10 protein-coding genes are annotated in these 15,081 nt (G+C 28.4%); 7 read left to right on the plus strand and 3 right to left on the minus strand.

Annotation, left to right across the window (positions count from 1 at the left end):
- Positions 1 to 18: 18 nt before the first annotated feature.
- From GYM73_RS06665 to GYM73_RS06675, 3 genes are all read left to right on the plus strand, one after another.
- Positions 19 to 1,893 carry a glycosyltransferase family 9 protein gene (locus GYM73_RS06665; RefSeq protein ID WP_220233369.1) on the plus strand — a complete coding sequence of 625 codons (1,875 nt, stop codon included), beginning with the start codon at positions 19 to 21 and terminating at the stop codon, positions 1,891 to 1,893.
- Positions 1,894 to 1,960: 67 nt separating this feature from the next.
- Entirely contained in the window at positions 1,961 to 2,437 is a 477-nt protein-coding gene (locus tag GYM73_RS06670; RefSeq protein ID WP_220233370.1) for a CYTH domain-containing protein, read from the plus strand.
- Between the two features lie 526 nt (positions 2,438 to 2,963).
- Positions 2,964 to 4,148: an MFS transporter gene (locus GYM73_RS06675; RefSeq protein WP_220233371.1), complete on the plus strand. Its 1,185-nt coding sequence runs from the start codon at positions 2,964 to 2,966 to the stop codon at positions 4,146 to 4,148.
- A 2,463-nt stretch (positions 4,149 to 6,611) separates the two neighbouring features.
- Here GYM73_RS06675 and pncA read toward each other — a convergent pair.
- Positions 6,612 to 7,211, minus strand: a complete 600-nt coding sequence (gene pncA / locus GYM73_RS06680) for a bifunctional nicotinamidase/pyrazinamidase (protein ID WP_220233372.1) — start codon at positions 7,209 to 7,211, stop codon at positions 6,612 to 6,614.
- Positions 7,212 to 7,375: 164 nt separating this feature from the next.
- Between pncA and pncB the strand changes: the two genes are divergently transcribed.
- Positions 7,376 to 8,545: a nicotinate phosphoribosyltransferase gene (gene pncB, locus GYM73_RS06685; RefSeq protein WP_220233373.1), complete on the plus strand. Its 1,170-nt coding sequence runs from the start codon at positions 7,376 to 7,378 to the stop codon at positions 8,543 to 8,545.
- A 192-nt stretch (positions 8,546 to 8,737) separates the two neighbouring features.
- On the opposite strand, the gene GYM73_RS06690 is transcribed toward pncB, so the two are convergent.
- Positions 8,738 to 9,622 carry a GRP family sugar transporter gene (locus tag GYM73_RS06690; RefSeq protein ID WP_220233374.1) on the minus strand — a complete coding sequence of 295 codons (885 nt, stop codon included), beginning with the start codon at positions 9,620 to 9,622 and terminating at the stop codon, positions 8,738 to 8,740.
- A 26-nt stretch (positions 9,623 to 9,648) separates the two neighbouring features.
- The gene (locus GYM73_RS06695) at positions 9,649 to 10,428 is read right to left on the minus strand and encodes an SDR family NAD(P)-dependent oxidoreductase (protein ID WP_160564089.1); all 780 of its coding nucleotides are present in this window, start codon (positions 10,426 to 10,428) and stop codon (positions 9,649 to 9,651) included.
- Between the two features lie 499 nt (positions 10,429 to 10,927).
- Here GYM73_RS06695 and GYM73_RS06700 point away from each other — a divergent pair, with 499 nt between their 5' ends.
- The 3 genes from GYM73_RS06700 to GYM73_RS06710 all read left to right on the plus strand — a co-directional run bounded on the left by GYM73_RS06700 (position 10,928) and on the right by GYM73_RS06710 (position 15,003).
- Positions 10,928 to 11,980, plus strand: coding sequence for a lactonase family protein (locus tag GYM73_RS06700; protein WP_220233375.1), 1,053 nt, complete (start codon positions 10,928 to 10,930; stop codon positions 11,978 to 11,980).
- Positions 11,981 to 12,097: 117 nt separating this feature from the next.
- A complete protein-coding gene (gene eno, locus GYM73_RS06705; RefSeq protein WP_160564093.1) occupies positions 12,098 to 13,390 on the plus strand; it encodes a phosphopyruvate hydratase in 1,293 nt (430 codons plus the stop codon).
- Between the two features lie 329 nt (positions 13,391 to 13,719).
- Positions 13,720 to 15,003 carry a citrate synthase gene (locus tag GYM73_RS06710; protein WP_105297990.1) on the plus strand — a complete coding sequence of 428 codons (1,284 nt, stop codon included), beginning with the start codon at positions 13,720 to 13,722 and terminating at the stop codon, positions 15,001 to 15,003.
- Positions 15,004 to 15,081: the final 78 nt, after the last annotated feature.

Raw genomic sequence — 15,081 nt, forward strand, 5'->3', positions numbered from 1 at the left:
TTATTAAATATTATATTTTTGAAGAAAGCATTAATTATACAAAACAAATTTATCGGGGATGTTTTAGTAGCCAGTGTACTTGCTAAAAATTTAAAAAAAATATTTCCAAATATCGAAGTTCATTTTTTTTGTTACAACAATGCTATATATATCCTTCAAAACAATCCTTATATAGACAAAATAATAGAGTTTGATGATATTGAGTTAAAAAAGCTTTCTGTTTTATGGAAGTATACAAAATATATTAAAAATGAGAAATATGATATACTTTTAGATCCTTACGCTAAATTACAAAGTCGCTTCATAACGTTGTTTTCTAAAGCTAAGAGGAGAATTAGTTTTGATAAACCTTTTTTTAAATATTTTTATACGGATGTTTTTGTAGAGGAAAAATTTCCAAAATTTATCCATTGTACTTCCATTGAAAATAGATGCCTTTTACTTTCTCCTTTTATAAATAATATTACTAAAATTGATTTTCAAACCGAAATATTTTTAACCGAGCAAGAAATTAATAATGCTAAAAAATTAATGATCAGCTCCGGAGTCAGTTTTACGAAACCGGTCCTAATGGTTGGTATATTGGGAAGCAGTTTAAAAAAATCTTGGCCTCTATCGTATATGGCGGAGTTAATCAATTACTTATTAAAACATTATGATATAGATATTTTATTCAATTATATTCCTAAGCAACAAAAAGAAGCGGATGATCTTTTAAAAGAAATTGAACATAAAGAAAAAATATTTACTTCCATTCTTGGAAATAATATTCGAGAATTTGCTTCCATACTATCTAATTGCAATGCACTGATAGCCAATGAGGGAGGAGCTGTTAATATTGCAAAGGCTATACAAAAGCCCACATTTTCAATTTTTTCCCCGCACAAGTTCAGAAAAGATTGGGGATGCTATGAAAATTTACTTATTCATAAAAGTTTTCATCTTATGGATATTTATCCTGAAATTTATACGGAATATCCTCTTAAAGAAATCTTACGTAAGCCTGAACCTTTTTATAAACTAATGAAACCGAAAATGTTACTTAGTAAAATTGATCATTATTTACAAAATATTTTAAGTATAGATAAAACGAATTCTAATTTACCGCAAGATATTGAATGCAAAAAACCAAAAATTACCGCTTTATGTATTACCTATAATGAAGAAGATAATGTAGATCGTTTTATGAAAGATATTTCTTTTGCCGATGAGATAATTGTAGTGGATTCATTTAGCACAGATAAAACTAAGGAACTTTTCAAAAAATATCCTAATGTAATTTTCATTGAAAGAGTATTTGATAATTTCACTAATCAAAAGAATTTTGCCATTGAACGCGCAACACATGAATGGATCGTCTTTTTTGATTTAGACGAACATATCCCCACTCCTTTAATTAATGAAATTTTAAATACTGTAAATTCCCTTAACCCTAAAGACGCCTATTGGATAAAAAGAAATTTTTACTTTAAAGACAAACTCCTAAAACATAGCGGATGGAAGAATGATAAAGTAATACGTTTATTTAAAAAAGATAAATCTTTATATAAAAGCAGTAAACTTGTTCATGAAGAAATAGAATGTAAAACTGAACCGGGATATTTAAAAAACAGATTGGACCATTATTCTTTTAATTCTGAAAAAAAATATTTAGATAAGTTAGATAAATATTCTCGACTTAAGGCAAAAGAATTATTTGAAAAGGGTAAAAAATCAAATTTTCTACATCACCATATTAAACCTATATATCGTTTTCTCCATCATTATATTATTCAATTTGGTTTTTTAGATGGAAAAGAGGGATATATTATTTCTAAAATGTATTCTCAATATGTTTCAGACAGATATAAATATTTAGATCAACTTTGGAAAGCTAAAAAGAATAAAAATTAACTTCAAAAATTTGTATTTTTTTAAAATTTACAAATGATATATTCAATAAAATTGTTTATTACATCCTATGGGACAAGAAATTGAAAGGAAATATTTAATTACAGGAGAATTTAAATCGAAGGCCATCAAAAGTTTACAAATTAAACAAGGATATCTATCTTCAATACCTGAAAGAACTGTACGTGTTAGAATCCAAGACGATCAAGGTTTTTTAACCATTAAAGGTTCTAATAAAAAAAATAGTATAAGCAGATTTGAGTGGGAAAAGGAAATCACAAAAGAAGAGGCTAATGAACTCATACAATTATGTGAAGTAGGTATTATAGATAAAAAAAGATATATTGTTCCCTTTGGAAACAAAATAATTGAAGTAGATGAATTTTACGGGGAGAATGAAGGACTAATCCTTGCAGAAATTGAATTAGATGATGAAAATGAAACTATTGAGAAACCGGATTGGTTAGGAAAAGAAGTCACAGATGATCCCAGATATTACAATTCAATGCTTATGAAAAATCCTTATAAAAATTGGGATAATAAATAATTTTTATTTTAAAATAATCTTACAATTAAATTTATTAACCTAAATTTTAAACTATTAAATAATTTACCAATCACCATAGAAATAGCTAATAATACAAGAATATTTAAAGTGTTTTTATTTAATATTTTAATTGTTACTCTTAATATAATTATTTAATTAAAAACTTAAATAAAAATTATAATTAAAAATATTATATTGAATCATAGCAACATAATAAATTTATTATATTGATTTATATTGAAAGACAATTAATAGTTGTCTTTTACATTTTCAATTCACTTTAATTTATATTATATTAAGTATTTATAAAGGTAAAATGGCATAAATTTTGTCTGATTTATGCGGCCAAAACATTATCAAATTTGTACCATATTCAAGTGTTGTGGGAGGAAATAGCCATTATGTACGGTTGAGCTTGGAGTAATACCAACTGAAGAGTTAATAAATGAAGCCTTTAAATAATGTGAATAATTGAATAAACATTATCAATTTATTAAATCAATTTCATATAAAAGGAGTGAATGTTATGCATCTACCATCGAAAGATATTATTGTGTTGGCTGTGGGTCAGGCATTAACTACAACTGTTGTTTCGATGCTAACTACAGTTTCAAGCCTTTCCGGTTCATATTTATCACCGAATCCTTCACTTAGTACACTTCCAGTAACTGCTACAGTTATTGGTACTTTATTGATGATATATCCTGCTTCATGGTTGATGGGAATACTCGGTCGTAAAGGTGGTTTTATGTTTAAAGCCGGTGTAGGAATCTTAGGTGGAATAATATGCTGTATAGCCTTGTTGTTGAATCATTTTTATGTACTCGTCTTAGGAGCTTTGTTATTAGGTATTTTTAGTGCTTTTGGTCAATATTATCGGTTCGCTGCAATCGATGCTGCTAAAAACCCGAAGGAGCATGCTTCTGCGATATCTGTTGTAATGGGGGCCGGAGTGATAGGTGGTATTGCCGGTCCTTTTCTCAGTAGTCACTTTTCCGAGTTATTTTCACCGGTACCCTATGCTGGTTCTTTTGTAGCTATCATAGCTGTTTGTGTTTGTTTAGCCTTATCACAGTTATTCCTTTCCAGTGATTTAGGACGTAAGGTTGGCCGTACTCCAGATGTAAATAAAACATCAGATCACAATCATAAGTTATTAAGCTCGAATTTTATTCAGATTAGTATTATTTGTACTATTGCTTTTGCTGTAATGACTCTAACCATGAATGCCGCACCATTATCATTGCATAAATCTTGCTTTGCTTTAACGACAGCATCTAATGTCTTGCAGGTACATTTTATTATGATGTATTTGCCGTCCTTTTTTAATCCTAGCTTAGTGAAAATCATTGGGCTTAAGGGGCTAGTTACCATCGGAGTTTTAAGTAGTGCATTAGGTTGCTTATTAACTTTATTACCTAACCAAGCTCTAGAAATTTATATGATTGAACTCGGCTTATCCGGTATAGGATGGAATTTTATGTTCAATGGCGGAACACTTCTATTGACCAAAACATACAGTCCAGCCATGAAAACAAAAGCTCAAGGATTAAACTCATTGTTTGTATATACAGGGAATATCGTTGCTTCATTTTCAGCCGGCGCTTTAATGTACCTATATGGCTGGCAACTAGTTAATTTAATATGTATTCCATTACTAGGTATATCCATATTTATCTTATGGAAAACAAGAGTTAGTAACATTACTTAATTAGTATTCGCTTCAAACCCTCTTTTAGTGAACAGCTGAAATAAGTTACTTTTTCAATTATTATTGTTTACAAAACAAATCATGTTGCATATAAACAAAATAAAGATAATATCTATTCTCCTGTCTATAATTTCTCGGAAATAGTATTAATATCTTGATATAAGAGACAATTCCGATGTTTTTTTTACTTGCTGTTGATAATATAATGCTGCTTACCTCCGGCCGGACGATAATAATAACAACCAACAACCATTAACCAGTTTTTAGCGGGTTTATAGTGATGTCTTAATAAACTGGCAGCAATATCCAAATGGGTATACGGCTCAAGTAATTGGCAAGTAGATTTAACTCGTTGTCCAAAATAGCCAATATTCAGTTGCCCAAGTCCTACATCAGTGCGTTAAGGTACTGTTTCTTTAGTGTTTGGAGAAGTTTTTGGCAGGCTTTTGCTTCAATTTTTAAATCAATAGGCTTAACCGGCACTATTGAGTGCGCAAGTCCAATGTTCATAAGACAGTGAATTTTTGTTGTAGTTAGTTTTAAACCCTTTAATTTTAATAGGGCTTTTTTTTATTTAATACAAAACATTAATTCTATATTTTAACAATACTCATCATTCAATTATAATTTTTTAAGGATATTTTAAACCTTATATTTAAAATATTTAATTCACTTGCGCAACTAAATGGCACAAATATTGTTTTATTATAAATGTTCATAAGGCAGTGAATTTTCGTAGTAGTTAGTTTTAAACCCCATTAATTATGGGGTTTTTTTATTTATACATTTAAAATATTGATAGTATTTATTTTACAAAACACCTTATGATATAATTTTTACTATTTTCATAGTAGTAAACATTAAATTTTAAAATTTATAAATTACTTGCACAACTCAATGGCACAAATATTGTTTTACTATAAATGTTCATAAGGCAGTGAATTTTCGTAGTAGTTAGTTTTAAGCCCTGTTATTATTAATAGGGCTTTTTTATTATCTTAATTAAAATTTTATCTTATATAATTATATCATTACCATAATTTTATAATATTTAATTACTCTAAAATAAATATTATATACAAATAATAATTTCATAAAATTATGGCATGAATTTTGTTTTAAAATAATTGTTCATAAGGCAGTGAATTTTCATAGTAGTTAGTTTTAAGTCCCGCATTCATTTGCGGGACTTTTTTTTATTTAATACATTTTATCAATATATTATTTTAATTATATAATAATATTAGTAAAATTATAATATATTACTACTATATGATTTTATATTATGGCATGAAATTTGTTTTTAAATAATTATTCATAAGGCAGTGAATTTTCATAGTAGTTAGTTTTAAGTCTCACTTTAAGTAGTGAGACTTTTTTATTTAAAGTAATCAATAAGATATATTATTTCATAACGTATAAAATTTTACCATATTTATAATATATAAATAAATTAAATATAACTATTATGGCATAGAATTTGCCTGTAAACAATTGTTCATAAGGCAGTGAATTTTCATAGTAGTTAGTTTTAAGTCTCACTTTAATTAGTGAGACTTTTTTTATTTGACATAATTTAAAAGATTATTATTTCATATAATACACAACATTAAGTATATTATCGTATTTAATTATATTAAATATAATTTTTATGGCATGAATTTTGTTTTTATATAAATGTTCATAAGGCAGTGAATTTTCATAGTAGTTAGTTTTAAGTCCCACTATCATTAGTGGGACTTTCTTTATTTAGTACTTTATTTAAACTATATTATTTCAATTACAAATTTATTATCAATAAATTATTACAATTAAATAAACAAAACATATATATTATGGCATGAAATTTGTCTTAATATAAATGTTCATAAGGCAGTGAATTTTCATAGTAGTTAGTTTTAAGCCCCGTATTACGGGGCTTTTTTATTACCAGAAAAATTATTTTTAACTAAATTCATTATCGAATTAGTCAGCTAAAAAAATACATTTGAATAATAAGTTTGATTTAAGATAAGTTTTTTTTAAATCCCGTTCTTTTTAAATTGATAATAACTTTATTAATAAATTAAATACAAAATATTAGTATTTTTCCAATATATGCTTCATATTATTTTTTTCAATATTTATTTTTTGAAATAATTTATAATGTAAGATTTTATAACATATTAGATCAAAAAACGTTAATTCATATTTATTTTTAAAAATAAAAATAATGTATTCACTATAAATTATCTTAAAAATTATATAAACCCATATAATTTATAATAATTTAACTAGTTGAAATTTTATGGCATGGAATTTGTCTTATTATAAATGTTCATAAGGCAGTGAATTTTCATAGTAGTTAGTTTTAACCCCGTTCTATAACGGGGTTTTTTATTATGATTAAATAAAAACAATAAAATAAATAGTATATATACTTTTACTAGTATTTAATTTAAAATAACTCTAAAAATATTATTATTATATTTTTTCTATAATATTACCTCCGTTTTGTATAAAATTTCTTTTAATATTTTCAAAATTTGATACATCAATGGCTTTTGTAGCATTTTCGATTATAGTGGATGTAAATCCTAATTCCAGAGCATCTTTGGCTGTAAAGTATACACAATAATCAGCCGCTATTCCACAGACAAAAATTTCTTTCACCCCTCTCCCCTTTAAAAAATCTCCTAAACCCGTACATTTTAATTTTCCATTATCATAAAAACCACTATAACTGTCAATAGTAGTATTCATTCCTTTTCTAAAGATCGCTTCTATTTTATTTTGATTCAGTTCCGAAGATATTTCGGCTCCAACAGTGCCTTGAACGCAATGATCCGGCCATAGAACCTGCTCTATACCATTTAAATCTATTTTGTCATATACGCTTTTATTACTATGTTGCGAAGCAAAACTTTTATGTCCTTTGGGATGCCAATCTTGAGTAGCAACGACCAAATCAAATTTTTCCTGAATGGAATTAATAATGGGGATTATTTCATTACCCCCTTGTACGGCTAAGCTTCCTCCTTGAAGAAAATCGTTTTGAATATCAACTACTATTAATGCTTTCATTTTAACCCTATATTGTTTTTGATCCGATAAATATAATCTTTTTATTTTTATCTTATATTCGATAAAAACAAAAGGTTTTATTAATTAAAAGGCTTATTAATAATAGTTTTAATCATAAAAATTGTAACTTTGACAAATACCTTTTTAGAAAACATATTTTAATTATGATAATTAAGCATTTTACAGACAACGATTTATATAAATTTTCAGTAATGCATGCCATTCAAAAATTATATCCTTGGGCATATGTTAGATATGACTTTATAAATCGAGGAAAAGATGATTTTCCAAAAGGTTTTGCAGAAAGGCTGAAAGAAGAAATAAATAAAATGATTAGTTTGAAATTAACTAATGATGAAAAAAATTTTATTTTAAAAAGATGCTATTTTTTAGATCCGTTTTTTGTAGATTTTTTAGAAGGGTACAGATACAATCCTGATGAAGTTCATATTTCCCAAGAAGGTGGTAAATTAAACTTGTATGTTGAAGGATATTGGTATAGAACTGTCTTATGGGAAGTTCCGCTTATGGCTTTGATATCGGAATTGTATTTTGAAATGATCGGCACAAAGCCAAAAGATATTGAAATTAAAGCTAAAGAAAAAGCGATTGGACTTAAAAATTTAAAAGCCGATTATTCTGAATTTGGTACTCGTAGAAGGTATTCATTCGACGTTCAAGATAAAGTTGTAGGAGTATTAAAGGAAAATTCCGATAAATATTTTAAAGGGACCAGCAATGTATATCTTGCCATGAAATATAATACAACTCCAATCGGCACTATGCCTCATGAATGGTTTATGTACCATGGAGCTTTATTCGGTTATCGCTCAGCTAACATTAAAGCTCTGGAAGCTTGGGTGGATGTTTTCCAGGGAAGTCTGGGTATTACCTTAACGGATACCTATACAACACAATCATTTTTTAAATCTTTTAATTTAAAATTGGCAAAATTATTTGACGGAGTGCGTTGTGACAGTGGAGATCCACTAGAGTTTACAGAAAAAACTATCGATTTTTATAAGAAAAATAGAATCGATCCTTCTTCAAAAACTATAGTGTTTAGTGATTCATTAAATTTAAATGAGGTTAAAAAAATAAAAGAACATGTCAAAGATAGAATCCATGACACTTATGGCATCGGAACATACTTATCTAATGATGTGGGTGTTAAGCCTCTTAATATGGTAATTAAATTAACTCATGTAAAAGAAAAACCTTCTGATGATTATTTAAATGCTGTAAAGTTATCTGATGTTTTAGGTAAAAATACAGGAGACGAAAATGAAATCAATTTCAGCAAATTGTCCTTAGGTTTAAATGAAAATATATGATTGAAATTTCTATCTAATTAAATTTCATATATTATTAAATTATATATTTTATATAGTATAAATTCGTTACGAGTAGTATATTATATTACATTTGAAAAACTAATATATTTAAAAATTCATGATTACAATATTACAGAATTGATAAATTATTTCTTATAAGCCTCAAAAAAGACTAATACATCTATTCCTAACTTAGGATTTATCGAATACGCCGGACAAATAAATAAAAAATAATCCTACCACGATTACAGTCATACCAATTATAGATGATATCCACTCTTTTTTGGTTTTTCTTTCTTCATTAAAATAAACTCCCGCAATTACCGAAACAATAATGGATGCTTGACCAACCGGATAGGCTACTGATAATCCTAATTTCATTTGAGAAATCAATATAGCTAAATTACCTATAGCCCACACCACCCCTACAACACTATTTTTCAAAGAATTAAGACTATAGGGATTTACTTTGAAATATAAAAATGCTATAATATTAATACCAATTAGTTGGCCAACAGATTGAGGCAAAAGACTCGACCAACTATCAATATTATAGTATTTTAAAATACCAACATACAATGTAAAACCTAAGGAAGATAATAAATTAACTGAAATTCCTTTACTCCAATTTATTTTTTTAGCATCATCATTTTCGATTACTTCCTTATATGAAGTAAAAATAATTCCTACAATAATTAACACTAATGCAGTAAAACCAAATATTTTTGAATTAAGAGTAGACCAATCTCCTAAAAATACACCTAAAATAGAAGTTCCAATGATCTGAGTTCCATTGGATATGGGCATTGACTTTGAAACTCCCAAATATTTCAATCCCATAAATTGACCTACCGATCCGATTGTCCAAAATAATCCCGATACGATTCCAATTCCTATAATATGAAGATTTAAAGCAGGATGTTTAATGGCATATATAATGCAAGCAAATATAAAACTCCCTATTGCAATACCAAATGATTGTTCTATAACCTTTCCACCTATAAGGGTAGCAATAACGGGAACAAAACCCCAAGATAAAATAGGAATACAGGCTATTAAAAAGTCTGTAATATTCATATTTTAAAGATATAGTGTAAAATCAATTAGGCATTTTGCCCTAATATTGACAATGCTCCATCTACTGTATATGTTGAACCCGTAACATAAGAACTTGCATCGGAAGCTAAAAATAAGGCTACATTAGCAACTTCTTCCGGTGTACCGCCTCTTTTCATAGGGATAATATCTTCTTTTTCTTTTAATAACTTCGCTTCATCCGTAAATTGTTTGTTGATAGGAGTAAGTATCATTCCCGGAGCAATATTGTTAACCGTTAATTCTCTTGATGCCAATTCAATAGCCAAAGTTCTGGCCAAATTCCTCATTCCGGCTTTAGCTGTATTATAATCAGCATCTCCCGGTCTGCAAATATATTCATGTATAGAAGTCACATTAATAATTCTTGATCCTTTATATGAATTGTTTTTTTTCTTTAGTTTTAAAAATTCTTTGATACAATAGAACGGTCCATATAAATTGGTTTTTATAGTTCTATCCCAATCTTCCAAGTTCATATCCTCCACATATGTATTTTTACCATTTATTCCCGCATTGTTAACTAAAATGTCTATATCGGTAAAATCTTGATTAACCAAATTGAAAAAACTTTGAGTTTCATTATAGTCTGAAACATTTACCTGATATGCTTTAACTTTTACGTTCAATCCTGATAATTCTTGCACCAAATTTTCTGCTCTTTCCTTTCCCGAATGGTAAGTTATAATAACATTAGCACCTTCATGCGCAAATTTTTCCGCAATCGACTTTCCAATACCTGAACTTGAACCTGTAACTAATGCTGTTTTATTTTGTAAAATTCCCATGTCTTATTGTTTAAATTATTTTATTTATAAATTGATAACTTTATTTTTATTTATTATATAAATCATTTATCACATTACTATATTAACTAAGTAAAGAATTAAATTTTTAAATTCTTTGTTTTCCCTTTTTGTTCCTTAAATAAATTCTATTTATTTATAGTTTAAATAGCACTTATTTAGATTTCTTTGCCAAAAATTATGTAGTAGTAAGTAATTGTTATAGAGTAGTTAAGTTATAAGATATAAAAACAATATTTTTAAGTCTTAATTTCGAAAAACTCAAAAAAGTAGCTATAAAATATATGTTTTTTAATGGTATATCAAATATTGTACTTAACTGAAAAAAACAGAAATAAATATTCATTATATGAAACAGGATATTATATATATTATAAAGCATTTATACTTTATTTATATTTCAAAATTTTAAAAATAAAAATAATTTTATATAAATATTTTTTAATAATTTTAAATAATTATTTTAATACTAAAAAACAAAATGAAATTTTATTTAGTTATAGGTACTTATACTGATGGAGAAAGCAACGGTATCTATATATATGATTTTGATTCAGAAACCGGAAGTACTACATTTATTGATAATGTTTCAGTTAACAATCCATCCTATTTGGTTATAAACCATAAAAAAAATCATATATATTCAGTTAGTGAAAATGATGATAAAGAAAGTTCCATAGTAAATTCCTTTTTATTTGATAAAGCTTCCGGAAAAATTTCCTTTCAAAACTCACAGGCAGCCTATGGCGCTGCACCTTGTTATATTACTATTGAATATCAAGATAAATACATAGTTACGGCTAATTATATAGGAGGAAGTATTTCTGTTTTTAAAACTGAACCTGACGGAAGTTTAAGTCCCATGATTCAACAGGTTAATTTTTCGGGGAGCAGCGTACACGATGTACGGCAAAATCAATCGCATCTTCATTGCGTGGTGTTCTCTCCCGATTATAAATATCTTTTTGCTACGGATTTAGGAAGTGATAGAATTTATAAGTTCAATGTAAATTATTCTACAGAAAAGAATTTTCTTACGTTTTTTGATCCGGCTTATATAAATGTTGCACCCGGTTCAGGTCCTCGACACCTCGTATTTCATCAAAATAAAAAATTTGCTTATCTAATTAATGAATTGGGTGGAACTGTAGTTGTTTTTAAATACGAAGATGGAAATTTAGAAGAAATTCAGACGACAGTTTCCGATGAATACAAGGCCGAGGGAAGTGCAGATATTCATATACATCCTAATGGCAAGTTTTTATATTCTTCCAACAGATTAAAAAAGGATGGAATATCAATTTTCAGTATCGATCAGAATACAGGTAAATTAACTCCCATTGATTATGAAAGAACTAACATTAATCCCAGAAATTTCGTTATATCTCCTAATGGTAAATTTTTGATAGTAGCTAATCAAGATAGTGATACCATTCAAATATTTTCCATTGATCAAAATACAGGATTTTTACAAGACACCAATCAAAATATAAAAATTGATATGCCGGTCTGTTTAAAATTTATTTCTCCATAAATAATTTTATATTTTATAGCATCAACAATACAATAAAAAATAAACTTTTCATATCCTCTATATATTAATAAATGAGTATTTTTGTATAAAATTTTAACAAACAAATTTTATAATATTATGAGTCTAATAGCACAAATTCATGCAAGACAAATCTTGGATTCCAGAGGAAATCCAACAGTTGAAGTTGATGTAATCACCGAATACGGTACTTTGGGTAGAGCAGCTGTTCCATCTGGAGCATCAACCGGTGAATATGAAGCTGTTGAATTAAGAGATGGAGGAAAAGAATATTTAGGTAAAGGAGTTTTAAAAGCTGTTGAAAATGTAAATGATGTTATTGCACCTGAATTAGTTGGAGTTGATGTCTTTGAACAAGCTTTAATAGATAAAACAATGATTGACCTGGATGGTACACCTAATAAAGGTAAATTAGGTGCTAATGCTATTTTAGGCGTATCTTTAGCTGTTGCTCAAGCTGCTGCTAAAGAATTAGGATTACCATTATATCGATACGTTGGAGGTGTAAACGGTAAAGTTCTACCTGTTCCAATGATGAATATTATCAACGCAGGTGCACATTCTGATGCTCCTATTGCGTTTCAGGAATTTATGATTATGCCGGTTGCTGCAGATTGTTATTCTACTGCTATTCGTATGGGAACTGAAATTTTCCACTCTCTTAAAAAAGTTTTACATGACAGAGGTTTAAGTACTGCTGTAGGTGATGAAGGTGGTTTTGCTCCTAACTTTAAAAATATTGAAGATGCTTTAGATACCATTTTAGATGCTACCAAAAAAGCAGGATACACTCCGGGGCAAGATGTTATGCTAGCTCTAGATTGTGCTTCATCTGAATTCTTCAAAGACAATAAATATGATTATTCTATTTTTGAAGGTCAAGGAGGTAAAGTAAGAACCAGTGAAGAACAGGCTTCTTATTTAGCTGAATTAACTGAAAAATATCCAATTATTTCTATTGAAGACGGTATGGATCAAAACGATTGGGAAGGTTGGAAAATACTTACTGATAAAATCGGTAAAAGAGTTCAATTAGTAGGTGATGATTTATTTGTTACCAATGTTAAAAGACTTGAAGACGGTATTAAACAAGGAGTGGGTAACTCAATCTTAATTAAAGTTAACCAAATCGGAACTCTTACTGAAACTATTGATGCTGTACAAATGGCTCAAAATGCCGGATATACTGCAGTAATGTCTCACCGTTCCGGTGAAACAGAAGATAATACGATTGCAGATCTTGCCGTTGCATTGAACTGTGGTCAAATTAAAACAGGTTCTGCTTCTAGATCAGATCGTATGGCTAAATACAATCAATTACTAAGAATTGAAGAGAACTTAGGAGAAGTTGCTGTTTATCCTCAATTCAAAGCTTTTAAAGTTAAAAGATAATTTATTTTATAAATAAAGATAAACGGAAAGATTAGTTAACTCTTTCCGTTTTTTTATTGCATAAATTCTCGACTGCATTATACCCATTAAAAATTATTAACTTATATGGAAAGAATAAGAATTTTTTGTGATTTCCCCCCCTGTTTGATAAGTACTATCCATACATCCAAAAAATTATAAAAATACTCGATATTTATTTTAACTTTTTCTTCTAATTTACTGTTTTTGAATGTTTTTTTTCAATATTTCTTTTATAATTTTTTTTCTACTAATTTTAATTTCATATATTCAAAGCATAAAACAACTAATAAAATAAGAAAGAACATAATATGTCAGACACAGTAAAATTATCCTATGAAGGCAAAGAATATGAATATCCCATTGTTGAGAGTGTTATTGGCGACAGAGGCATAAATATATCTAAATTACGAGATGAAACCGGACTAATTACTTTAGATGTCGGCTTCAAAAATACAGGTTCAACTAAAAGTAAAATTACATATCTTGATGGAGATTTAGGTCAATTATATTATCGAGGATATCCCATTGAACAAATTGCTAAAAAATCAACCTTCACCGAGGTTATGTATTTATTGTTAGAAGGGGAACTACCTACTCTGGAACAATTAAACAGATTTGAGGCAGATATAAAAAAGAATAGTTTGGTGAGTGAAGAAATGAAACAAATTTTAAAAGCATTTCCTCGTTCTGCTCATCCAATGGGTGTTTTGTCTACCCTTACCAGTTCCTTAACAGCTTTCAATCCTCACGCTGTTAATGTTAAATCTGAAAGAGATCTATATAACGCATATACCTTATTATTGGGTAAATTTCCTGTATTATGCGCTTGGACATACCGATTAAAATTGGGTTTACCTTTGAATTATTCTAACAACAGACTGGATTATCCTCACAACTTTTATCAAATGATGTTCAGAATGCCAACTGAGGATCTAGAAATTGATGAAGTAGTTGTTGATGCCATCAACAAATTGCTTATACTTCATGCTGATCATGAACAAAATTGCTCTGCGTCGACTGTCCGAATGGTAGGTTCAGCTCAGACCGGACTATTTGCTTCAATATCTGCAGGAGTTTCAGCCCTTTGGGGACCTTTACACGGAGGAGCTAATCAAGCAGTAATCGAAATGCTCGAAATGATTAAAAATGACGGTGGTGATCTTCAAAAATGGATCGATAAAGCAAAATCAAAAGATGATAGTTTCCGTCTTATGGGATTTGGACATCGGGTATACAGAAATTTTGATCCTAGAGCTAAGGTAATAAAAAAGGTGGCAGACGATGTATTCAATAGATTAGGTGTTGAAGATGAAACCCTTGAAATTGCTAAGAAATTAGAAGAGGTAGCTTTAAATGACCCTTATTTTATTGAGAAAAAGCTTTATCCTAATGTCGATTTTTATTCCGGAATTATCTACAGAGCTCTAGGCATTCCTACAGAAATGTTTACAATTATGTTTGCTTTAGGCAGATTGCCCGGGTGGATTGCACAATGGAAAGAAATGAGAATGAATAATGAGCCTATTAACAGACCAAGACAAATCTATATCGGTAGTCCTAAAAGAGATTATATCGATATAGATAAAAGATAAAATATCAATTCATTGTAGAAAAAGTTTTAGTAATTAGCTAAAACTTTTTTTTATTTTCATTAAATTTATCTTATTAAT

Origin of the sequence: Apibacter sp. ESL0432, from assembly GCF_019469225.1 — a bacterium.
Classification (GTDB): Bacteria; Bacteroidota; Bacteroidia; order Flavobacteriales; family Weeksellaceae; genus Apibacter.